21 protein-coding genes are annotated in these 22,229 nt (G+C 69.2%); 5 read left to right on the top strand and 16 right to left on the bottom strand.

The features are described from left to right. Positions 1–12: 12 nt before the first annotated feature. Genes lepB through ACAG25_RS21765 form a run of 3 tightly spaced genes read right to left on the bottom strand, consistent with a single transcriptional unit; the run spans position 13 to position 1,360 of the window. Positions 13–846, bottom strand: a complete 834-nt coding sequence (gene lepB, locus ACAG25_RS21755; RefSeq protein WP_370490557.1) for a signal peptidase I — start codon at positions 844–846, stop codon at positions 13–15. Between the two features lie 47 nt (positions 847–893). After that, the gene (gene rplS, locus ACAG25_RS21760) at positions 894–1,235 is read right to left on the bottom strand and encodes a 50S ribosomal protein L19 (RefSeq protein WP_370490558.1); all 342 of its coding nucleotides are present in this window, start codon (positions 1,233–1,235) and stop codon (positions 894–896) included. After that, entirely contained in the window at positions 1,232–1,360 is a 129-nt protein-coding gene (locus ACAG25_RS21765) for a hypothetical protein (protein WP_370490559.1), read from the bottom strand. Before ACAG25_RS21765 ends, rplS begins: the two co-directional genes overlap by 4 nt. 174 nt (positions 1,361–1,534) lie before the next feature. Between ACAG25_RS21765 and ACAG25_RS21770 the strand changes: the two genes are divergently transcribed. Continuing rightward, the gene (locus ACAG25_RS21770; protein ID WP_370490560.1) at positions 1,535–2,476 is read left to right on the top strand and encodes a serine hydrolase; all 942 of its coding nucleotides are present in this window, start codon (positions 1,535–1,537) and stop codon (positions 2,474–2,476) included. Here ACAG25_RS21770 and trmD read toward each other — a convergent pair. From trmD to mgtE, 5 genes are all read right to left on the bottom strand, one after another. Further along, entirely contained in the window at positions 2,473–3,159 is a 687-nt protein-coding gene (trmD, locus tag ACAG25_RS21775; protein ID WP_370490561.1) for a tRNA (guanosine(37)-N1)-methyltransferase TrmD, read from the bottom strand. The two genes, ACAG25_RS21770 and trmD, sit on opposite strands and share 4 nt — an antisense overlap. A 12-nt stretch (positions 3,160–3,171) precedes the next feature. Next, the gene (gene rimM / locus ACAG25_RS21780; RefSeq protein ID WP_370490562.1) at positions 3,172–3,690 is read right to left on the bottom strand and encodes a ribosome maturation factor RimM; all 519 of its coding nucleotides are present in this window, start codon (positions 3,688–3,690) and stop codon (positions 3,172–3,174) included. Between the two features lie 31 nt (positions 3,691–3,721). Further along, a complete protein-coding gene (locus ACAG25_RS21785) occupies positions 3,722–3,964 on the bottom strand; it encodes an RNA-binding protein (protein ID WP_098004435.1) in 243 nt (80 codons plus the stop codon). 7 nt (positions 3,965–3,971) lie between these two features. After that, positions 3,972–4,505, bottom strand: coding sequence for a 30S ribosomal protein S16 (gene rpsP / locus ACAG25_RS21790; protein WP_370490563.1), 534 nt, complete (start codon positions 4,503–4,505; stop codon positions 3,972–3,974). A gap of 176 nt (positions 4,506–4,681) precedes the next feature. Then, positions 4,682–6,031, bottom strand: a complete 1,350-nt coding sequence (mgtE, locus tag ACAG25_RS21795; RefSeq protein WP_370490575.1) for a magnesium transporter — start codon at positions 6,029–6,031, stop codon at positions 4,682–4,684. Between the two features lie 61 nt (positions 6,032–6,092). Here mgtE and ACAG25_RS21800 point away from each other — a divergent pair, with 61 nt between their 5' ends. Continuing rightward, positions 6,093–6,587, top strand: a complete 495-nt coding sequence (locus ACAG25_RS21800) for a nuclear transport factor 2 family protein (RefSeq protein ID WP_370490564.1) — start codon at positions 6,093–6,095, stop codon at positions 6,585–6,587. A 1-nt stretch (position 6,588) separates the two neighbouring features. Here the strand turns inward: ACAG25_RS21800 and ACAG25_RS21805 are convergent, their stop codons facing one another. Next, the gene (locus tag ACAG25_RS21805; RefSeq protein WP_370490565.1) at positions 6,589–7,014 is read right to left on the bottom strand and encodes a nuclear transport factor 2 family protein; all 426 of its coding nucleotides are present in this window, start codon (positions 7,012–7,014) and stop codon (positions 6,589–6,591) included. Between the two features lie 56 nt (positions 7,015–7,070). Here ACAG25_RS21805 and ACAG25_RS21810 point away from each other — a divergent pair, with 56 nt between their 5' ends. Further along, complete coding sequence (locus ACAG25_RS21810; protein WP_370490566.1) at positions 7,071–7,967, top strand: D-alanyl-D-alanine carboxypeptidase family protein; 897 nt, start codon at positions 7,071–7,073, stop codon at positions 7,965–7,967. A gap of 86 nt (positions 7,968–8,053) precedes the next feature. After that, complete coding sequence (locus ACAG25_RS21815; RefSeq protein WP_370490567.1) at positions 8,054–8,887, top strand: D-alanyl-D-alanine carboxypeptidase family protein; 834 nt, start codon at positions 8,054–8,056, stop codon at positions 8,885–8,887. A 12-nt stretch (positions 8,888–8,899) separates the two neighbouring features. On the opposite strand, the gene ACAG25_RS21820 is transcribed toward ACAG25_RS21815, so the two are convergent. From ACAG25_RS21820 to ftsY, 6 genes are all read right to left on the bottom strand, one after another. After that, on the bottom strand, positions 8,900–9,997 hold the full coding sequence (locus ACAG25_RS21820; protein ID WP_370490568.1) for an amidohydrolase family protein: 1,098 nt from the start codon (positions 9,995–9,997) through the stop codon (positions 8,900–8,902). Then, on the bottom strand, positions 9,997–11,553 hold the full coding sequence (gene ffh / locus ACAG25_RS21825; protein WP_370490569.1) for a signal recognition particle protein: 1,557 nt from the start codon (positions 11,551–11,553) through the stop codon (positions 9,997–9,999). Before ffh ends, ACAG25_RS21820 begins: the two co-directional genes overlap by 1 nt. 57 nt (positions 11,554–11,610) lie before the next feature. Further along, on the bottom strand, positions 11,611–14,085 hold the full coding sequence (locus ACAG25_RS21830; RefSeq protein ID WP_370490570.1) for a [protein-PII] uridylyltransferase: 2,475 nt from the start codon (positions 14,083–14,085) through the stop codon (positions 11,611–11,613). Between the two features lie 77 nt (positions 14,086–14,162). Beyond that, the gene (locus tag ACAG25_RS21835) at positions 14,163–14,501 is read right to left on the bottom strand and encodes a P-II family nitrogen regulator (protein ID WP_014815171.1); all 339 of its coding nucleotides are present in this window, start codon (positions 14,499–14,501) and stop codon (positions 14,163–14,165) included. A 33-nt stretch (positions 14,502–14,534) separates the two neighbouring features. Then, positions 14,535–15,887 carry an ammonium transporter gene (locus ACAG25_RS21840; RefSeq protein WP_370490571.1) on the bottom strand — a complete coding sequence of 451 codons (1,353 nt, stop codon included), beginning with the start codon at positions 15,885–15,887 and terminating at the stop codon, positions 14,535–14,537. Between the two features lie 175 nt (positions 15,888–16,062). Then, on the bottom strand, positions 16,063–17,448 hold the full coding sequence (ftsY, locus tag ACAG25_RS21845; RefSeq protein ID WP_370490576.1) for a signal recognition particle-docking protein FtsY: 1,386 nt from the start codon (positions 17,446–17,448) through the stop codon (positions 16,063–16,065). A gap of 39 nt (positions 17,449–17,487) precedes the next feature. On the opposite strand from ftsY, the gene fni reads away from it, so the two are divergent. Further along, positions 17,488–18,516, top strand: a complete 1,029-nt coding sequence (gene fni, locus ACAG25_RS21850) for a type 2 isopentenyl-diphosphate Delta-isomerase (RefSeq protein WP_370490572.1) — start codon at positions 17,488–17,490, stop codon at positions 18,514–18,516. A 15-nt stretch (positions 18,517–18,531) separates the two neighbouring features. On the opposite strand, the gene smc is transcribed toward fni, so the two are convergent. Then, on the bottom strand, positions 18,532–22,119 hold the full coding sequence (gene smc / locus ACAG25_RS21855; RefSeq protein WP_370490573.1) for a chromosome segregation protein SMC: 3,588 nt from the start codon (positions 22,117–22,119) through the stop codon (positions 18,532–18,534). Positions 22,120–22,229 lie beyond the last annotated feature (110 nt).

The following is a 22,229-nucleotide window of genomic DNA, read 5'->3' on the forward strand; positions in this document are numbered from 1 at the left end:
GAGGTCTCCTTCTCAGGTCTGCGGGTTGAACGAGCTCACTCCACCCCACCGCGACGGCGGCCAGGCGATGAACTGTGCCTTACCGATCACATTCTCCACCGGGATGGTGCCCGGCACCGGGTCTCCCGTGCACAACAGGCCGCGCTGCGCGTCTTCGGGTTCGTTGGCGCAATGGGTGCGGGAGTCCGCGGAGTGGGTCCGGTTGTCGCCCATCATCCACAGCCGGCCCTCCGGGACGGTGACGGGGCCGAACTCACTACCCAGACACGGGTACACCGCGGGATCGGCGTTCATGGTGTCGGGATCCAAGTACGGCTCCTCGAGCGGCTTGCCGTCCACGGTCAGGCCGGTGTCGACACGGCACGCAACGGTCTGGCCTCCGACGGCGATGATCCGCTTGACCAGGTCGTTCTGGTCGGGCGGGACGAAACCGATCACCGACAACGCGTTCTGCACCCAGCGCACCGCGGTGTTGTCCGAGCGGATCGACCGGTAGCCGATACTCCAGTTCGGGGGGCCCTTGAAGACCACGACGTCCCCCGGTTGGGGGGACGAGAAGCGGTAGCTGAGCTTGTCGACCATGATCCGGTCGCCGACGCAGCCGTCACAGCCGTGCAGGGTCGGTTCCATCGACTCCGACGGGATGAGATACGGCCGCGCGATGAACGTCAGCATCACGTAGTAGAGAACCACCGCGATGGTGACGAGGATTGCGGCCTCGCGGAGCGCGCCGCCCTTCTTCTTGTCGGACTTCTTGCCGTCGCGGACGTCGTCGCGATCCACCGCGTCGGCGGTCTCGGAAGTGCGATCGGGTGAGGAGTCGTCGGGCGCGGCAGGTCCGGTCACGAGATCAGACTAGTCAGCGCACGTTGCGGACCCGGCCGGCGGGCGGGTCAGCGCTTCTCCTTGATCTTCGCCTTCTTGCCGCGAAGCTCGCGCAGGTAGTAGAGCTTGGCGCGGCGCACGTCGCCGCGGGTGACGACCTCGATGCGGTCCAGGTTGGGCGAATGCACCGGGAAGGTGCGCTCGACACCCACGCCGTAGCTCTCCTTGCGGACGGTGAAGGTCTCACGGACCCCGCCACCCTGACGACGGATGACCACGCCCTTGAAGACCTGGACGCGCTCCTTGGTGCCCTCGATGACCTTGACGTGGACGTTCAGGGTGTCGCCGGGGCCGAAATCGGGGACGTCGTTGCGCAACGACGTCTGGTCGACGAAATCGAGCGTGTTCATCGGGACACTTCCTTGTCGATCGCGGCTCGCGCGACGTCGTGCTGACGCGCAGAGCCGAATTGTTCGGCGTCTGGGGTGCGGTCGTGCAGCGGAACGGTGAATCCGTCCCCGCCGTGCACAGACAACTGCCCAATTGTGCCAGACGAAGACCCGATCCCCGAAATCGCGCGAGCTTCCTGTGATCCGCCCCTGCATCAGAGCACACCGGCACCGATACGTCTAACCTGGTGCGCACGGGGCAGATGGGAAATGGGACCCCGTAGGGCGGGGAGCGATCTCGAGGTTCTTGGAGGCGACCGATGCGACGGCGGCCCTACAGGCTGGTCTCGACCACCGTTGCGCTGTCGGTGAGCACCCTGGCCCTGGGCGGGTGCCACGCCCAGCTGCCGTCCCCGACACCGGCGTCGGCCGGCCCGCACGTGACCGTCGTCGCCCCACTCGGCGGTATGGCGCCGTTACCGGAGCAGGCCCCCGACGAACCGGCGGTGACGTTCACCGCGCTGGCCGAACGTGAACAGCTGGCCACCGCGCGAGCGGCCGCGGCCGGGGCCGACCTCACCGCCGCCGTGCTGGACCGCAACACCGACCAGTTGGTGGCCACCGACCCCGGCCGGTCCATCGCGATCGCATCGGTGGTGAAGGTCTTCATCGCCGACGATCTGCTGTTGCAGGTGGCCCGCGGCGAGACCGAACTGTCTCCGCAGGACCGCCGTTCCCTCGACGTGATGTTGCGCTCCTCCGACGACAGTGCCGCCGAGGTGTTCTGGAACCGCAGCGGCGGCACCGCGATCGTCGAGCGGGTGGTCGAGCGCTACGGGCTCAGTGCCACCCGGCCACCGGGCAACGGGCGCTGGTTCAACACCACCAGCACCGCCACCGACCTGGTCCGGTACTACGACATGCTGCTGTCGGGGACCGGCGGGTTACCGGCTCAGCAGGCCGAGATCATCCTGGACAACCTCGCCGCCTGGACGCCGACCGCGCCCGACGGCATGGTGCCCGGTGGGGTCTACCCGCAGCGCTTCGGCATCCCGGACGGACTGCCGCGCGAGCAGGTGGCCGTCAAACAGGGCTGGATGTGCTGTGTGGGCGCCGACTGGATGCACCTGTCGACCGGTGTCGTGGGCGCCGACCGGCGCTACGTGCTGGCCATCGGTTCGATGCAGGCCACCGATGCCGACACGGCGCGGCAGACGATCACCGACGCGGTGCGGATCCTGTTCCCGGAGGGACATATCTAGGCCAACAGGTCGGGCCGCCGTTCCTGGGTGCGTCGGAGACCCTGTTCGCGTCGCCACGCGGCGATCCGTGCGTGGTCTCCCGACAGCAGCACCTCGGGGACGTCGAGGTCGCGCCACCGCGCCGGACGCGTGTAGCTGGGCCCCTCGAGCAGACCGCCGACGGCGTCGGAGTGCGAATCGTCTTGGTGGGACGCGGGATTGCCGAGTACGTCGGGCAGCAACCGCAGGACTGCTTCGATCATCACCACCGCGGCGGACTCGCCGCCCGGCAGCACATAGTCACCGATGGAGACCTCCTCGACGCGCATCCGCCGTGCGGCGTCGTCCATCACCCGCTGGTCGATGCCCTCGTAACGTCCGCACGCGAACACCAGATGCGATTCGGCGCTCCAGCGCTGGGCCACCGATTGCTTGAACAGCCGCCCGGCCGGCGAGGGGACGACCAGAAGTGTTTCCTCGGAACAGATGTCGTCCAGCGCCGCACCCCACACCGGGGCCTTCATCACCATGCCGGGACCGCCACCGTACGGGGAATCGTCGACCGAGCGGTGGACGTCGTGTGTCCAGTCCCGCAGGTCGTGCACCGCGAGGTCGACGATGCCGGCCTCGATCGCCCTGCCGGGCAACGATTGTCGTAACGGCTGCAGGAAGTCGGGGAAGATCGTGACGACGTCTATCCGCACGGTTTCGCCTCTCTAGAGATCGAGCAGGCCCTCGGGCGGATCGATGACCATCTTCTGCTCGTCCAGCGACACCGACACCACGATCGCCGACACGAACGGCACCAACACCTCGGTACGGGTCTCGGTGCGCACGGCGAGCAATTCCCCTCCCGCGGTGTGCAACACCTCCGCCACCGTGCCGACGTGGACACCCGCGACCGTCCACACGGCCAGGCCCTCGAGTTGGTGGTCGTAGAACTCGTCGGGATCGTCGATCGGTGGCAGATCCGCCGAGTCCACGACGAACAACGTGCCGCGCAAACCGTCGGCGCCGTCGCGGTCCGTCACGCCTTGCAGCCGCATCAGCAACCGGCCTCCGTGCGAGCGCACCGATTCGATGACGTAGTCGCGGCGCGCATCGCCTTTCGGGGCGCGCCCGTGCAGGGTCGCGCCCGCGACGAAGCGTCCCTCGGGATCGTCGGTGCGGACCTCGACGGCGACCTCACCGGTGACACCATGCGCCTTGGCGACGCGCCCGATCACCAGTTCCATCGTGTGACCTGTGTTGCGGGGTGACCCGACCTCAGCGGTCGGTGTCGACCACGTCGACCCGGATGCCGCGGCCGCCGATACCGGCGACCAGGGTGCGCAGCGCGGTGGCGGTGCGTCCGCCGCGACCGATGACCTTGCCGAGATCGTCGGGGTGCACGTGCACCTCGACGGTGCGGCCCCGGCGGTTGGTCACCATGTCGACGCGCACATCGTCGGGGTTGTCGACGATGCCGCGGACCAGATGCTCGACGGCGTCAACGACGACAGAGCTCATCGCGGGCTCAGCTCTCGGCCGGTGCAGACTCGCCCGCGGCCTCGGCGGCACCGGCGACGGTGGCGTCCTCGCCCTCGGCGGCGGCCTCGGACTTGTCGGCGTTACCGGCCGGATCGGCGGTGGCCTCGATGTCGGAGGCGGCCTTCTTGGCGGGTGCCTTCTTCTTCTTCGGCGTGGTCGCCTCGGTGGTGGCTCCACCCTCGGCCTCGGCGAGCGCGGCGTTGAACAGATCCAGCTTGGACGGCTTGGGTTCCTTGACCTTCAGCGTGCCCTCGGCACCCGGCAGGCCCTTGAACTTCTGCCAGTCGCCGGTGATCTTGAGCAGTTGCAGCACGGGTTCGGTGGGCTGTGCACCGACACCCAACCAGTACTGGGCGCGCTCGGAGTTCAGCTCGATCAGGCTGGGCTCTTCCTTGGGGTGGTAGCGGCCGATGACCTCGATGGCACGTCCGTCACGACGGGTGCGGGCATCGGCGACGATGATGCGGTACTGGGGATTGCGGATCTTCCCGAGCCGGGTGAGCTTGATCTTGACAGCCATGAACGACTACTCCTACTGCGATTGCCACGCTGCAATTCAGCGATGCGGGCGGGTTGCCCGATCCGGTTTTGCCTTACGTGTGTGACCTCCGGACGGCCCATCCCCGCAGAGGGGAAGCCGCACGTGGACAGCGGCCCATTGTGCCAGAACGTCGGTGCGCAGCGGAAATCGCGCCGTCAGATCCCGAGCACCACCTTGGCGATGCTGAAGTAGATGAGCAGTCCCGTCGCATCGACGAACGTGGAGATGAACGGGTTGGAGAACACCGCGGGATCCACCCGGATGGCGCGCGCGACCAGCGGCATCACGCCCCCGGCGGTCGCGGCCATCGTGCACAGGCTCACCAGGGTCAGGCCGATCACCGTGCCGATCTGGGGACCGTAGATCAGGGCGGTCACCACGTAGGCGAGGCCGCCGAGCAGCAGGCCGAGCGCCAACCCGACCCGCACCTCCCGGAACAGCACCTTGCCCAGATCGGCCGGGCCGATGTCCCCGAGCGCCAACGCCCGGGTGACGGTGGTCGCGGCCTGGTTGCCGGTGTTGCCGCCGGTGCCGATGAGCAGGGGCACGAACAGCGCCAGGGTGACCACCTCCGACAGGGTGTTCTCGAACACCTCGAGGACCTGCACGGTCAGCGTGGCACCGATCGCGAGCACCAGCAGCCACACCACCCGTGAGCGGACCAGGTTCATCACCGGGGCGGTCAGGTAGGGCCGGCGCAACGGTTCGGTGCCGGACAGGCGGGCCTGGTCCTCGGACTCGGCGGTCTCGAGGATGCGCAGTGCATCGTCGACGGTCAGGATCCCCACCAGGCGGGTCTCGTTGTCCACCACGGGCAGGGCGAGCATCTTGAGGTCCGCGCAGCGGCGCGCGGCACTCTCGGCGGTATCCGTCGCGCGCGCCCACTGTGCCTGCGACATGATCTCGGCGACCGGCGTCTGCGGCTCGGCGGCCAGCAACCCGCGCAGACTGACCACACCGACGACCATCCGTTCGTCCTCGACGACCGGCAGCGTGTAGATCGTCTCGGCGTCACCCAACCGGCTCGTCACCCGATCCAGGGCCTCGGCGGCGGTCATCGTGGACCGCACGGAGACGAACTCGGGACTCATCCGGCGGCCGATGGAGCCCTGCGGATACCCGAGAATGTCCGCGGTCAGATCGCGCTCGCGCCGGGGCAGGCCCCGGAGCAGACGCGCTGCGACCGTCGCCGGCAGTTCGTCGAGCAGTTCCACGCGGTCGTCGGGCTCGAGGTCGGCGAACAGAGCCGCCACGGCGTCGTCCTGCAGGCCGTCGACGATGTCGCGCTGCAACGACGGGTCGAGCAGTTCGAAGACCTGCAGGGCCCGGTCCTTGGGCAGCACCCGGTAGAGCACGGCCGCTTGCCGCCGGTCCAGGCGTTCGAGCAAGCCGACGACGTCGATCGCCGACAGAGGGTGCACCGCGGCGGTCAGGGCCGCCAGATCGGCATCTTCGAGGGCACGCAGGATCGTCTTGAGCGGGACTTCGACGGGCGGCGCGTTCATGCCGTCAATCACTACATGATCGTCGTGAACGGCTCACGACGATCGCCGTATGCTGCCAACCGTGACAGACGCGGCCGCAGCGCTGGTGGAGATCGAAGCGATCAAGACGCTCAAGGCCCGCTACTGCCGGCTGCTGGACACCAAGCAGTGGTCCCGGTGGCGCGCGTTGTTCGCCGCCGATTTCCGCAGCGACACCTCGACCGCGGGCGGCAAGGTGATCGTCGGGGCCGACGAGTTCGTGGACTTCACCCGACGCAGCCTCGGCGACCGGGCCACGGTGCACCAGGTGCACGCCCCCGAGATCGAATTGACCTCACCGACCACGGCGACCGGGGTCTGGGCCCTGGAGGACGTGGTGCGCCTGGGTCCGGGCGTCAACCTGCGCGGCTACGGCCACTACACCGAGACCTACCAAAAGGTGGACGGTAGTTGGCTTTTCACCAGCTCGACGCTGACGCGGCTACGCGAGGACATCTTCAACACGGTGGTGTCGGTGTATGTGTCCGACCGACTCAAGAGGGTCATCGGCGCGGCGGCCCGCCGTGTCGTGCGCTGAGTCAGATCAGCTTGTCGAAGCATTTCTCCTCGACGCGCCGGCTCATCCGCCACCCGTCTGCGGTACGGACGAACTCGTCGACGTACCAGATTCCGACGAAGTAGATCTGGTCCTGACCGGCCTCGCCACCGAGCACCATCGGGTTGAAGCAGATCGCGCGGGCGCTCGCCCGGTCGCCGTCCAGACGCACGTCGATGTTGCCGAGCATGTGGTAGTAGGCCGGGAAGTTCGGCAGTACCTCTTTGAGCCACGCCTTGACCTCCGGGTAGCGGCCGTCGATGCCACCCGAGACGCGGTAGTCGATGTAGGCGTCGCCGGTGAACACCGCATCGAGGTCGTCGAAGCGCCGCTGGTCGATGGCCGTGGAGTAGTCGACGAGCAACTGCTGGATCTCCAGCCGGTCGGAGATCTCTTCGAGGGTCATCACAGGCTCGATTGAACACGATCGGGGTCCGGTCACGTCCGTGCTTACACTCGACCGTCATGACGGCACGACTGCTCGCGAGCCTGGGTCTCGCGCTCTGCCTCGCCGCGGGCACCTCCACGCTCGCCGCTCCTTCGGCCACCGCGGTACCGGCAGCGGCGGTCAGCCAGCCCGCGGGTTCGGTTCCGGTGCCCGACGGGCCGGCGCAGGCCTGGGTCCTGGCGGACATGGACACCGGCGCGATCCTGGCCGGACGCGACCAGGACGGCCGGCACGCGCCGGCGAGCACCATCAAGGTGCTGCTGGCGCAGACGGTGCTCGACGAGCTGCCGTTGGACGCCACCGTCGTCGCCGACGAAGCCGACACCCGGGTGGTCTGCAACTGCGCCGGGGTGGCCCCCGGGATGACCTACACGACCCGGCAGCTCCTGGAGGCACTGCTGCTCGTCTCGGGCAACGACGCCGCCAACACGCTGGCCACCATGCTCGGCGGGCACGACGTCGCGGTGGCGAAGATGAACGCCAAGGCCGCGGCGCTGGGCGCGCACGCCACCCGCGCGGGTTCCCCGTCCGGGCTGGACGGACCGGGCATCGACATCTGGTCGTCGCCGCGGGATCTGGCCGTCATCTTCCGGGCCGCGATGGCCAATCCGGTCTTCGCGCAGATCACTGCGCAACCTTCGGCGGTGTTCCCCACCGCGACCGGGGACCGCGTACTGGTCAACCAGGACGAGTTGCTGCATCGCTATCCGGGCACGTTCGGCGGCAAGACCGGATACACCCACCTGGCGCGCAAGACCTTCGTCGGTGGAGCCGAGCGCAACGGCCGGCACCTGGTGGTTGCGCTGATGTACGGCGTGAACGCCGAGGGCCAACCGACGTACTGGGATCAGGCGACGGCGCTGCTGGACTGGGGTTTCGCGCTGGGTCCCAATCCGGGTGTCAGTCGACTCTGAAACCGAAAGCCGACGCGCGCAGTCGATATCAGATGGAGACCTGATCGCGCGCTGTTCGAGTCCGGGCGCGGTTAACGTCGCCAGGCGTGCGAAGACGGTTCGCGGGGTTGGCGCTCGCCCTGTGTGTGACCCTGCCGACCGCCTCCCTGGCCGGGCCTGCCCCTGCCACTGCGCAGCCGGCGGAAGCTGCTGCGGTGCAAGCGGTTCCCGAAGGTCCGGTCAAGGCGTTCTTGCTGGCCGATCTCGACACCGGGCGGGTGCTGGCGGGCCGCGACCCGTACGGCCGGTACGCCCCGGCCAGCACGATCAAGGTGCTGCTGGCCATGGTGGCACTCGATCATCTGCGGCCGGAGAGTTTCGCGCGCGCCAACACCTCCCACGACGACGTCGAATGTTCCTGTGTGGGACTCAAACCCGGCCAGGCCTATACCACCCGTCAGTTGGTGGAGGCGATCCTGATGGTGTCGGGCAACGATGCGGCCAACATGCTGGCCGACATGCTCGGTGGGCAACGCGTCGCGGTCGCCGCGATGAACCGCAAGGCCGCCCTCGTCGGCGCACGGGCCACCAAGGCGTCCTCGCCGTCCGGGCTGGACGGACCCGGGTGGGAATCGTCGACCACACCGCACGATCTGGCCGTCATCATGCGTGCGGCGTTGCGGTATCCGTTGATCGCCCACATCATGCGATCGCCGTCGGCGCAGTTCCCCGGCAAGACGATCCACAACCAGAACCAGCTGCTGACGCGCTATCCGGGCAACCTGGGCGGTAAGACCGGCTTCACGAACCTGGCCCGCAAGACCTATGTCGGTGCGGCGCAGCGCGGCAACCGCCGCCTGGTCGTCGTGCAGATGTATGGCACCGGGGATCTCTATGATCACGCAATCCGGTTGCTGGACTGGGGATTCGCGCAGCCGTAGGCAGTTACAGCACTAGTACACGACCCCGCGCAGGATCACCCGCGCCGGATTCGACAAGGCCGCCACACCGGTGCGGGGGTCCTCGGCGAAACACACCAGATCCGCGGACTCGCCGTGGCGCAGGGCCGGACGACGCAGCCACCGCCGGGCGTCCCAGCACGCCGCGCCGAGCGCTTCGGTCGGTGTCATGCCGATGCCCTTGAGTGCCTCCACCTCGTCGGCGATGCGCCCGTGGGCGACCGCGCTGCCCGCATCGGTGCCGGCGAAGATGGGCACTCCGGCCTCGCGGGCGGCCGCGATGCGCTCCCGGCAGGTGCGGTGCAGTGCCCGCATGTGCTTCTGGTAGCGGGGGTAGCGGTGCGCCGATTCGGCGATCCCGGGGAAGTTCTCGATGTTGATCAGGGTCGGCACCAGCGCGGTGCCGTGCTCGACCATGAGGTCCACCGTGTCCTCGGTCAGACCGGTGCCGTGCTCGATGCAGTCGATACCGGCTTTGATCAGGCCCGGCAACGCGTCCTCGCTGAACACGTGCGCGGTCACCCGGGCGCCGTTGGCGTGCGCGGCGTCGATGGCAGCCTCGAGCACGTCGTCGGACCACAACGGTGCGAGATCCCCTGTGTCGCGGTCGATCCAGTCCCCCACCAGCTTGACCCAGCCGTCACCCCAGCGGGCTTGCGCGGCCACCGCGTCGGGGAGCTGCCACGGATCCTCGAGTTCGAGGGCGAACCCGCGCTGGTAGCGCTTGGGCCGGGCCAGGTGGCGTCCGGCGCGGATGATGCGCGGCAGGTCGAGATGCTCGTCGAGGCTGCGGGTGTCGGTCGGTGAGCCGGCATCGCGCAGCAGCAGCGCTCCGGCTCGGCGCTCGGTCTCGGCCTGTTCGATGGCCTCGTCGAGCGGGACCTCGCCCTGGGCGCTGAGACCGACGTGGCAGTGGGCGTCGACCAGCCCGGGCAGCACCCAGCCGTCGTCCCCATCGGCTCCGAACACGGTCTCGGCACCGGCGACCGGTTCGGCGCTGAGCCGGCCGTCGACGATCCACCACTCGACGGGCTCGCCGTCCGGCAGCCCGCGACCGCGGACGTGCAAGGGGGTGCCGGCCGCCACGGTCATCAGTTCTTGGGGAACTTCAACTTCGACAGGTCGATGTCGGCCAGCCCCGGCGGCAGTTCGTCGAGACCCTTCGGCATGTTCGACAGGTCGGGGAAGCCGGCCGGCAGCCCGGGCATCCCGGCACCCAGCGGGTTGCGCACCTTGGGCTGGGTGGGCCCCTTGCCGCCCTTCTTCTTCTTGTTCTTGCCCTTCGCCGCCTTGCGATTGTTCTTGCGGCCGAACGGCATTCCCATCTGCCCGGCCATCTGCGACATCATCTTGCGGGCCTCGAAGAAACGGTCGACGAGCTGGTTGACCTCCGAGACCGTCACCCCCGAGCCGTTGGCGATGCGCAGCCGCCGGGACGCGTTGATGATCTTGGGGTCGGCCCGCTCGGCCGGCGTCATGCCGCGGATGATCGCCTGCACCCGGTCGAGTTGCTTGTCGTCGACGGCGGCCAGCGCGTCCTTCATCTGGCCCGCGCCGGGCAGCATGCCCAGCAGGTTGCCGATCGGCCCCATCTTGCGGATGGCCAGCATCTGCTCGAGGAAGTCCTCGAGGGTGAGCTCCCCGCTGCCGATCTTGGCGGCGGTAGCCTCGGCCTGCTGGGCGTCGAAGACCTGTTCGGCCTGCTCGATGAGAGTGAGCACGTCGCCCATGCCGAGAATGCGGCCGGCCATCCGGTCGGGGTGGAAGACGTCGAAGTCCTCGAGCTTCTCCCCCGCCGAGGCGAACAGGATCGGCACACCGGTGATCTCGCGGACCGACAGCGCGGCGCCACCGCGGGCGTCGCCGTCGAGTTTGGTCAGGACCACACCGGTGAAGCCGACGCCCTCCCGGAACGCTTCGGCGGTGGTGACGGCGTCCTGGCCGATCATGGCGTCGAGCACGAACAGCACTTCGTCGGGATCGACGGCGTCGCGGATGGCCGCGGCCTGACTCATCAACTCCTCGTCGATGCCCAGTCGGCCCGCGGTGTCGACGATCACGACGTCGTAGAGCTTGGACTTGGCCTCGGCCAGGCCGGCCGCGGCGACGGCGACCGGATCTGCCGTGCCCTTGATCTCCTCGGCGCCGGGCGCGGTGCCCGGGTGGGGCGCAAAGACTCCGACCCCGGCGCGTTCACCGACGATCTGCAGCTGGTTCACCGCGCCGGGTCGCTGCAGGTCGCAGGCCACCAGCAGCGGCGTGTGCCCCTGGCCCTTGAGCCACTTGGCCAGCTTCCCCGCCAGCGTGGTCTTACCCGATCCCTGCAGACCCGCCAGCATGATGACCGTCGGCGGGGTGCGCGCGAACGCCAGCTGGCGCGTTTCGCCACCCAGGATCGCGATCAGCTCTTCGTTGACGATCTTGATGACCTGCTGCGCGGGGTTCAGCGCAGCCGACACCTCGGCGCCCTTGGCGCGGTCCTTGATCCGGGCCACGAACTGGCGCACCACCGGAAGGGAGACGTCGGCTTCGAGCAGGGCCAGCCGGATCTCCCGCGCGGTGGAGTCGATGTCGGCGTCGGTCAGCCTGCCCTTGCCGCGAAGCCCGGAGAGGGCACCGGTCAACCGGTCGGAGAGGGATTCAAACACCCCGCCAGCCTACTGGGCCACACACCGCGATACCGCGATCGGTGGCCCGGACACGGCTCAGCCCGCCTCCTGTTGGCTCGGTTTGACCGGTGGGGCGGGCAGGACGGCATACAGCTGCTGTTCGAGGCTCTGTTTGAGGGCCTCGATGCCGGCCCCAGCGGGCGCAACAATGCCGAACACGTCGACCACCGAGGACCCCAGGGTGGTGACCTTGGCCCACCCGATATCCACCCCGGCGCGCTCGAACACGCCGGTCAACACCGCCAGCAGACCCGTGCGATCGGTGGCACGGACCTCGGCGACCAGCGCGGCGGAGTCGGCGCCGTCGTGCCACAGCACCCGCGGCGGGGCCGCCGGGGCGATGGTCGGTACGGCCGGACGGGGCTCACCGACCCGCCCACCGGCAGACGCGTCGGCCCCCTTCTTCTCGAGGGCGCCGACGACGTCGAGCTCGCCGTCGATGGCCAGGATGAGCTGTTGACGCAGCAGTTCGGCCGCCGGCGGGCTACCGAAATGCGGCGAGACCACGAACGTGTTCACCGCCGACCCGCGGGTGCCGTTGACCGACGCCGAGTGCACGCGCAGCGCGTTGAGCGCCAACACCCCGGCGGCCTTGGACAGCAGGCCGCGCCGGTCGGGGGCGATCATCGTGACCTGGTAGATGTACGGGCTGTCGGTGGCGGCCAACTCGACGTGGACACCGGAGTCCCCGGCCGACGCGAGAAAGCGGGGATCGATCGGGTCGGGCCGCGGCAGAGGCTCACCGGCCATCACGAGCCGGCACTGCCGCACCAGGTCGCCGATCAGCGACGCCTTCCAATCCCCCCACACCCCGGGTCCGGTGGCCAGCGAGTCCGCCTCGGCCAGCGCGTGCAGCAACTCGAGGACCACCAGGTCGCCGCCGATCGCGTCGACGACCGCGGCAATGGTCCGGGGGTCGGCCAGGTCGCGCCGCGTGGCGGTGTGGGCGAGCAGCAGATGGTGACGCACCACCACGGACAGGATGTCGATGTCCGACGGCCACAGCCCCAGCCGGGTCCCGATCTGGGTCGCCAACTCGGCGCCGATGACGCTGTGGTCGCCGCCGCGGCCCTTGCCGATGTCGTGGACGAGCGCACCCAGAACCAGCAGGTCCGGCCGGGACACCCGGGTGGTCAGAGCGCTTGCCCGCGAGACGGTCTCCACGAGGTGGCGGTCCACCGTCCAGATGTGGATGACGTCACGCGGCGGCAGGTCGCGAACGGCCCCCCACTCGGGGAACAAGCGACCCCACAGCCCCGTGCGGTCGAGCGCCTCGATGGTGGCCACCACCGACGGCCCGGCGGCGAGCATCACCAGCAGGTCCTTGAGCGCCTGACGGGGCCACGGCGCGCGCAACTCGGGTGCGGTCTCCACCAACCGGCTCAAGGTCGAGGACGACATCGGCAGCCCGGTCACCGCAGACGCCGCGGCCACCCGCAGGATCAGTCCCGGGTCGCGCTCCGGACGCGCGTCGCGAGCCAGGATCACCTCGCCGTTGAACTCGATGACGCCCTCGTCGAGCGGCCGCCGGGTCGGACGGCGCAGCACCGCCAACCCGCGACGGGGCAGCGCGTTCGCCGCGGTGCGGATGCCGGCGTCGACGTAGTAGCTGACGGTGCGTGCGGCATCGGAGAGCATGCGCGCCAGATCGAACCGGTCGCCGACCCGCAGCGCGGCGCCGATCTCGTCGGCGTGCTGTGCGAGCAGCAGTTCGCGACCACGACCGGCCACCCGGTGCAGTTCGGTACGCACGTTGAGCAGCGAGAGATGGCTCTCCCCAAGGGTTTCGGTGGGCGAGGCCAGGGAGCGACTCGGGTACACGTCGGCCAGTTGCGCGATGGCCAGGGCGTTGAGCAGTTGCACGTCGCGCAATCCGCCCCGGCCGCACTTGAGGTCCGGTTCGGCGCGGTGGGCGATCTCACCGCTGCGGGCCCAGCGCGCGCGGGTGTGTTCGACCAGTTCGTCGAAGCGCCCGGCGATTCCGGTGCGCCACTGGCGGCGCGCACCGCCGATCAACAGTGCCGACAGGTCGGCGTCCCCGGCGATGTGGCGCGCCTCGAGCATCGCCAGCCCGGCCGAGATGTCCTCACCGGCGACCTTCAGGGCCTCGGGCACGGTACGGACGCTGTGGTCGATGCGAATGTTGGCGTCCCACAACGGATACCACAACAACTCGGCGACCTCGCCGACGACGTCGTCGGGCATGTTGTCGTGCAGCAGCATCAGATCGAGATCGGAATAGGGCAACAGTTCGCCGCGCCCGAGACCGCCGGTCGCGACGATCGCGAAGCCGCTCGTGGCGGTGATCCCGATCTCGGTCGCCTTCGTGGTGAGCCAGAAGTCGTAGAGATCGAGCAGCGCGTCGCGAAGCGCCGCGCTGTCCAAAGGCCGGTTGCCGCCGGAGAGCAGCTGTTTGGCCGCGGCGGTCAGATCTGTTGCGGGACGGGCGGAACCCGCCGCCGGCCGCTCCCAGTGGGGCGGCCCGGCGACGGGCTGCGGATTCTTGCTCATGAGTTGTCCTCCCGGCACGAGACGTTCACCGCTTCCGCGGCATCATCGCCGGGAGACGACTTCTCAATCGACGTGCGTCAGAGGGCGTCGGCCCCCCGTTCGCCGGTGCGGACCCGGACCACGGTCTCCACCGGGCTGACCCACACCTTGCCGTCGCCGATCTTGCCGGTGCGGGCGGCCTGGACGATGACGTCGACGACCTTGTCCACCGCGGCGTCTTCCACCACGACTTCCACCCGGACCTTCGGCACGAAGTCCACGGAGTACTCCGCGCCCCGGTACACCTCGGTGTGCCCCTTCTGGCGACCGTAACCCTGTACCTCGCTGACAGTCATCCCGAGAATGCCCGTCTGCTCCAGACCGGTCTTGACATCTTCCAGCGTGAACGGCTTGACGATCGCAGTAATCAGCTTCATGTAGTCGATCCCTTCCGATGAAATTGTCGCCGATCAGGCGAGCTCGTAAGCCGTTTCGGCATGTTCGGTCTCATCGATACCAGTGTCCTCGTCGTCCTTGGACACCCGCCATCCCAGTGGCTTGACGATGAACGCGATGATCGCGGTCATCACGCCGGTGAACACCACCGCGACTGCGGCGATGACGATCTGCACGATGAGTTGCTGGATGCCACCACCGTAGAACAGGCCGGTTTCGGTGGCCAGGAAGCCAATCCCGACGGTGCCCCACAGGCCGGCGACCAGGTGTACGCCCACCACGTCGAGCGAATCGTCGTAGCCGAACTTGTACTTCATCGAGATCGCGAGCGCGGCCAGCACACCGGCGATCGCACCGAGGATCAGCGAACCGATGGCGCTCAACGAACCACAGGCCGGGGTGATGGCGACCAGACCCGCGACGATGCCCGAGGCGGCGCCGACGCTGGTGGCGTGACCGTGCCGGATCTTCTCGACCAGCAGCCAGCCCAGCATGGCCGCGGCGGTCGCGGCCGTGGTGTTGACCCACACCGCACCGGCGAGCATGTCCGCAGCGCCTTCGGAGCCGACGTTGAAGCCGAACCAGCCGAACCACAGCAGGGCCGCGCCGAGCATCACGAACGGGATGTTGTGCGGACGGTACGGCGTCCGGCCGAACCCGGACCGCTTACCGATCAGGATCGCCAGCACCAGCGCCGCCATCCCCGCGTTGATGTGGACCACGGTGCCGCCGGCGAAGTCGATCGGGGAAACGTTGGCCACACCTTCGTCGTTGACGCCGAACAGCATTGCGGCGATGCCGTTTTCGGAGCCCGACAGCAGACCGCCGCCCCAGACCATGTGTGCCAGAGGGAAATACACCAGCGTGACCCAGATGCCGCCGAACGCCAGCCAGGTGCCGAACTTCATGCGCTCTGCCACCGCACCGCTGATCAGGGCGACGGTGATGACGGCGAAGGTCAGCTGGAACGCCACCCAGACGATCGCGGGCACGGTGCCGAAGCCACCGCTGACGAAGGTGTCGACGCCGTTCAGCTCACGCACCTCGGTCAGCTGGCTGACGCCGAACAGCGCGAAGGGGTTGTCGAAGATTCCGAGGATGTCACTGCCGCCGGTGTGCGCGGAGGCGAACGACATCGAGTAGCCCCAGAGCACGTAGACCACGCTGACGATGCCCATCGATCCGAAGGACATCATCATCATGTTCAGGACGGACTTCTGTCGGGACAGACCGCCGTAGAAGAACGCCAGGCCCGGTGTCATGAGCAACACCAGCGCGGCCGATGTCAGTACCCACGCCGTGTCTCCGGCGCTCAGGCCCTCGGGCCCGAACGGCAGGAACGCATCGTCTGGTAAGGCTAGAACCACTTTGTGTGAACCTCCTTGGGATGACGGCCGACGCGGATCGGCCTCCCGAAGAGACTCTTCGCAGCGCGTTTCCCCGGTGATTCTGTTGTGTTTCGCCGAAGTGAACGCACACGCGGATGTCGTTACGCTCGTGTTGCGCCGAGGTATGCCGACGGTGTCGCAGCCCGGCGCGGGCTCATCCGAGCAACGCGTCGACGAAGGCCGCGGGCTCGAACGGAGCGAGATCGTCGGGACCCTCGCCCAGGCCCACGAGCTTGACCGGCACACCGAGTTCCTGCTGTACCCGGAAGACGATGCCGCCCTTGGCAGTGCCGTCGAGTTTGGTCAGCACGACACCGGTGATGTCGACGACCTCGGCGAACACCCGCGCCTGCGGCAGGCTGTTCTGCCCGATCGTGGCGTCGAGCACCAGCAGCACCTCGTCCACGGCGGCGCGCTTGCCCACCACGCGCTTGACCTTGCCGAGTTCGTCCATCAGTCCGGTCTTGGTGTGCAGCCGGCCCGCGGTGTCGATCACCACCACATCGGCGCCGGAGGAGACCCCGGTGTCGACCGCGTCGAACGCCACCGACGCCGGGTCGGCGCCCTCGGGGCCGCGCACCACCTGCGCACCGACCCGCGAGGCCCACGTCTCGAGCTGGTCGGCCGCAGCGGCGCGGAACGTGTCGGCGGCGCCGAGCACCACGCGGCGCCCGTCGGCGACGAGCACCCGCGCCAGTTTGCCCACCGTGGTGGTCTTGCCGGTGCCGTTGACACCGACGACGAGCAGCACCGACGGCTTGTCCTCGTGGGGCAGCGCGCGGATCGAACGGTCCATGCTCGGCTGCAGCTCGTTGATCAGCACCTCGCGCAGCACCGCGCGGGCGTCGGCCTCGGTGCGCACCCGGGCACTGGCCATCCGCTCGCGCAGCGCCGCGACCACGGATTCGGTGACCACCGGCCCCAGATCGGCGATCAGCAGCGTGTCCTCGACCTCTTCCCAGGAGTCCTCGTCGAGGTCACCGCCGCCGAGCAGGCCCAGCATGCTGCGGCCCAGCGTGTTCTGCGACCGGGCCAGCCGGCCGCGCAGCCGGTCGAGCCGGCCCTCGGTCGGCGCGATCTCCTCCACCTCGGGGGCGGATGGCTCGCTGACCGGTTCTGTGACGGTTTCGGGAACAGTGACGGGCTCGACAACGGGTTCCGGCTCGGCAACGGGTTCCGGCTCGGCAACGGGCGCTTGCTGCGGTTCCGCAGCCGGGGCAGGTGCGACCGGCGGCTCGGGCAGGCGGACATCGGAGATCGGACGTTTCGGCGCGTCCCGCGGGATGGTGGCATCATCGCCCACAGCGGGCAGCCCCGTGGTGTCGATGCGTTGCGGGGGCGGCGGCGTTTCCACCGGTGCCGACGAGGTGAATGTGATGCCCGAGGACGCGGTATAGCCGCCGGAACGATCGATGGGAGTGGCGGTGTCAGGAGCCTTCAGACTAATCCGGCGGCGCCGGTACCGCACCAGCCCGACCACCAGCGCCACTATCAGCAGTACAGCGATGACCGCGATCGCGATCCACAGGCCCAGCCCGATACTCTCAGTCACCCGGCCATTGTCGCAGGGGGCGCCGCGATGACATTCGACCCCGTGGGCGCCCTGGCCCACCGCAAACGCCGCCACATCGACGTGTGCCTGAACGAGGCCGTGGACTACCAGACCGTCACCACGGGTTTCGAGCGCTACCGACTGCCGTACAACGCGCTGACCCAGACCGACCTGTACAGGATCGACCTCGGCACGCAGTTCCTCGGGAAGCCGCTGCGGGCGCCGGTGCTGATCGGCGCCATGACCGGCGGCGCCGAACTGTCGGGCATCGTCAACCGCAACCTGGCCGCAGCCGCCCAGCAGCTGGGCGTGGGCATGATGCTGGGCTCGCAGCGCGTGATGATCGACGACCCCGCCAAGACCGCCAGCTTCGACGTGCGCGGCGTGGCCCCCGATGTCCTGCTGGTGGGCAACATCGGGATGGCCCAGCTGAACCGGTCGCTGGTGCCCGGTCTGGTGACGGCACTGGACAAGGTGGGCGCCGACGCACTCGCGGTGCACACCAACCCGCTGCAGGAGGCCATGCAGCACGAGGGCGACACCGACTTCTCCGGTTCCCTGGGCCACCTGCGCGAGGTGATCGCCGAGATCGGTCACCCGGTGATGGTCAAGGAGGTCGGGCACGGTTTCGGCGCCGCCGCGGCGGCCGAGCTCGCCGACTTCCCCGTGGCCGCGGTGGACGTGGCGGGCGCCGGCGGGACCTCGTGGGCCCGCATCGAGCAGTACGTCCGCTACGGCGAGGTCCGGTACCCCACCCTGGCCGAGTGGGGCATCCCCACCGCGCAGGCACTGACCGAGGTCCGCCGCGTCCTACCCGAGATGCCGCTGGTGGCCTCGGGCGGCATCCGCACCGGCATGGATGCGGCGAAGGCGCTGGCGATGGGGGCCGAGGTGGTCGCCATCGCCCGTCCCCTGCTCTCGCCGGCCATCGAGTCGGTCAGCGCCGTGGTCGACTGGCTTCAGGACTTCATCTACGAACTCAAGGTGTGTCTGCACGGCTGCGGCGCTGCCGACCTCGCGGCGCTGCGGCAGAGCGGCGTGGTCGAGGTCGACTAGGTCCGCTCCGGGGCGTCAGGACGAGCTGGCCACCAGTTCATGGCCGCGCAGCCGCTGTGAGATCACGGTGGTGATGCCGTCGCCGCGCATCGTGACGCCGTAGAGCGCGTCGGCGACCTCCATCGTCGGCTTCTGGTGGGTGATGACGATCAGCTGGGAACGCTCCCGCAACTGCTCGAAGAGGCTGATCAACCGCCGCAGGTTGACGTCGTCGAGCGCGGCTTCGACCTCGTCCATGACGTAGAAGGGCGACGGCCGCGCCCGGAAGATCGCGACGAGCATCGCCACCGCGGTCAGCGACTTCTCGCCGCCGGACAGCAGCGACAGCCGCTTGATCTTCTTGCCCGGCGGCCGCGCCTCCACCTCGATGCCGGTGGTCAGCATGTCGTCGGGGTCGGTGAGCAACAGCCTGCCCTCACCGCCGGGGAACAGCGTCGAGAAGACCTGGGAGAACTCGCGTTCCACGTCGGCGTACGCCTCGGTGAAGACCTGCAGGATCCGGGTGTCGACCTCGGCGATGACGTCGAGCAGGTCCTTGCGCGCGGCCTTGACGTCCTCGAGTTGCGTGGACAGGAAGTTGTACCGCTCCTCGAGCGCCGCGAACTCCTCGAGCGCGAGCGGATTCACCCGACCCAGTTCCTTGAGCTCGCGTTCGGCGCGTTTGGCGCGGCGCTCCTGGGTGGGCCGGTCATACGGCATCGGTGCGGGAGCGGTGACCTGCTCGCCGCGTTCACGCGCCTGCTCGTACTCGGCCATCTCGAGGTCCGTCGGAGGCAACGGCACCGACGGACCGTACTCGGCGATCAGATCGTCGACGGCCATCCCGAACTGCTCGAGCACCTGTTCCTCCAGCTGCTCGATACGCAGGGCCGCTTGCGCCTTGGCGACCTCGTCGCGGTGCAACGCGTCGGTGAGTGCGGTGACGCGGGCGGTCAGCTCGTTGACCTCGTCGCGTGCTGCGGTCAGCGCGCCCGCGCGCACCTGGCGTTCGGCGGCGACCTCGTCGCGCACCCGCGACGCCACAGCCACCGCGGCGCTGAGCCGCTGGGCCACCAAACGACCCGACTCGGCCACCGCTGCGGCCATCGCCGCCGTACGCACCCGCGCCTCGCGGGCCTGCTGCGCACGGACCCGCGCGTCGCGTTCGGCCGCCGCAGCGCGCCTGAGCGAATCAGCCTGTCCGCGAACGGCGTTGGCACGTTCCTCGGCGGTACGTACCGCCAGTCGGGCCTCGACCTCGGCAGCACGGGCGGCGTCCACCGCCGCGGTGCTCTCCTGCCGGTCCACGGGCTCAGCCTCGAACATCGGTTCCTGCTGCGCGTTGTGCAGACGCGCTTCGAGCTCACGCAACTCGGTGACCGTGGTCTCGCGGCCGGCTTCGAGTTCCTCGCGCTGTTTGATCAACCGCTGCCACTCGTCGTCGGCGGCGCGCGCGTCCTGGCCCAGGCGGCCCAGTTGTTCGTAGATCGCCGAGATCGCGGTATCGGACTCGTTGAGTGCGGCCAACGCGTGCTCGGCGGCATCCTGGCGGGTGGCCTGTTCGGCCAGCGCGCCGGCCAGCGCCGCGGACAACTCGCCGGTCTGGCGTTCGGCGTCGGCCAGTTCGGCTCGGGCCTTGTCGATCTCCGAGGTGATCTCCAGCGTGCTGGGCCGGCGATCCGAGCCACCCGTGACCCAGCCTGCCCCGACCAGATCACCGTCGGCGGTGACGGCACGCAGGTTCGGTTGCGCAGCAACGAGTTCCAGCGCCGCCGCCAGATCCCCGACGACGACGACACCACTGAGCAGCGCCGTGATCGCGCCGTGCACACGCGGCGCCGGGTCGACGAGGTCGACGGCCCACTGCGCCCCGTGCGGCAGGGAAGCCGTCATCGGCGCCGCTGCTGCGGGCCAGTCGCCCAGCACCAGGGTGGCACGTCCGCCGTCGGAATCCTTCAATGCCGCCAGCGCGGCGCGGGCGGCCCCGCTGTCCTCGGCGGCCAGCGCGTCGGCGGCCGCACCGAGCACAGCGGCGATGGCCACCTCGTAGCCCCGGTGCACCTTGACCAGGTTGGCGATCGATCCGAAAAGTCCTGCGCTGTCGAGATTCTCCTGCAACCACGCCGCACCGTCCTTGCGGTCCAACCCGACCGAGAGCGCGTCGATCCGCGCCTGCAGGGAGGCCACGCGGCGCTCGGCGGCTCGCTCCGCCGACTGCAGTTCGGCCACGCGTTCGTCGGCCAGCCGCAGAGCGGCCACGGTGCGATCGTGGTGTTCGTCGAGCCCGGCTTCGCCGGCGTCGAGCTCGCCGACACGCGCCTGCACGGTCTCGAACTCGGCTTGGGTCTGCTGGGCGCGCTGGGCGGCCTCGTCGATGCCGGCCGACAGCCGCGCGACGGTCTCGTCGATCGACTCGACCCTCGTGCGCATGGTGTCCACCTGCCCGGACAGCCGCGCCAGGCCCTCCCGGCGGTCGGCCTCGGCGCGGGCAGCGGCCATGTGGGCGCGTTCGGCCTCGGCGGCGGCCTGTTCCCGGTCGGCCAACTCGGCGCGGGCGGCGTCGAGGCGTTCGCGGCACTCGGCCAGCTCTTCGAGCAGCTGACGCTCCTGTTCGGCGACCGCGTCGGCTTGCGCCTCCAGCTCGTCGGGGTCGGGCCCGCCGGAACGTTCCGGCTCGGTGTCGAGATGCTGGGCGCGCTCGTTGGCGATGCGGACGGTGGCGCCGACCCGCTCGGCGAGCGCCGAGAGCCGGAACCAGCGTTGCTGCGCGGCGTCGGCGCGCTCGCTGAGCTCCTCGACCGCTGCTTCGTGGGCCTCCAGTTCGGCGGCCCGCTCCTGCAGCCGTTCGGTGAGCTGGTCGTGTTCCCGGCGCAGCGCGGTCTCGGCCTGGTTGCTGTCGTCGAACTCGGCTCTGCGCGCGACCAGGTCGTCGGCGGCCAGCCGCAGCCGCGCGTCGCGCAGGTCGGCCTGGATGGTCTGGGCGCGTCGCGCCATCTCGGCCTGACGCCCCAGCGGCTTGAGTTGACGGCGCAGTTCGGTGGTCAGGTCGGTCAACCGGGCCAGGTTGGCCGCCATCGAGTCGAGCTTGCGGACCGCCTTCTCTTTGCGCTTGCGGTGCTTGAGCACCCCGGCAGCCTCCTCGATGAAGGCGCGGCGGTCTTCGGGGCGGGACTCCAGGATCTCGGCAAGCTTGCCCTGACCCACGATCACGTGCATCTCGCGGCCGATCCCCGAATCCGAGAGCAACTCCTGCACGTCGGCCAAACGGCAACGGCTGCCGTTGATTTCGTACTCACCGGCGCCGTCGCGGAACACCCGTCGGGTGATCGACACCTCGGAGTACTCGATGGGCAGTGCGTTGTCGGAGTTGTCGATCGTCAACGTCACCTCGGCACGGCCCAGCGGCGCGCGCGACGACGTGCCGGCGAAGATGACGTCCTCCATCTTGCCGCCCCGCAGGGTCTTGACGCCCTGCTCCCCCATCACCCAGGTCAGCGCGTCGACGACGTTGGACTTCCCCGAGCCGTTGGGGCCCACGACGCAGGTGATGCCGGGCTCGAACCGCAGAGTCGTCGGCGAGGCGAAGGACTTGAAGCCCTTCAGCGTCAGACTCTTCAGATGCATGACGTCAAACCCTACCGCCGGGATGGCTAGCTGTAACTCCCAGACAGGTTGTGAACGGCGTGGTGAGCGGAAGTAGGTGAGGACCTCCGGTATCGGTGTGGTTACCAAAC

It is taken from the genome of Mycobacterium sp. pV006, assembly GCF_041287115.1.
GTDB lineage: Bacteria > Actinomycetota > Actinomycetes > Mycobacteriales > Mycobacteriaceae > Mycobacterium.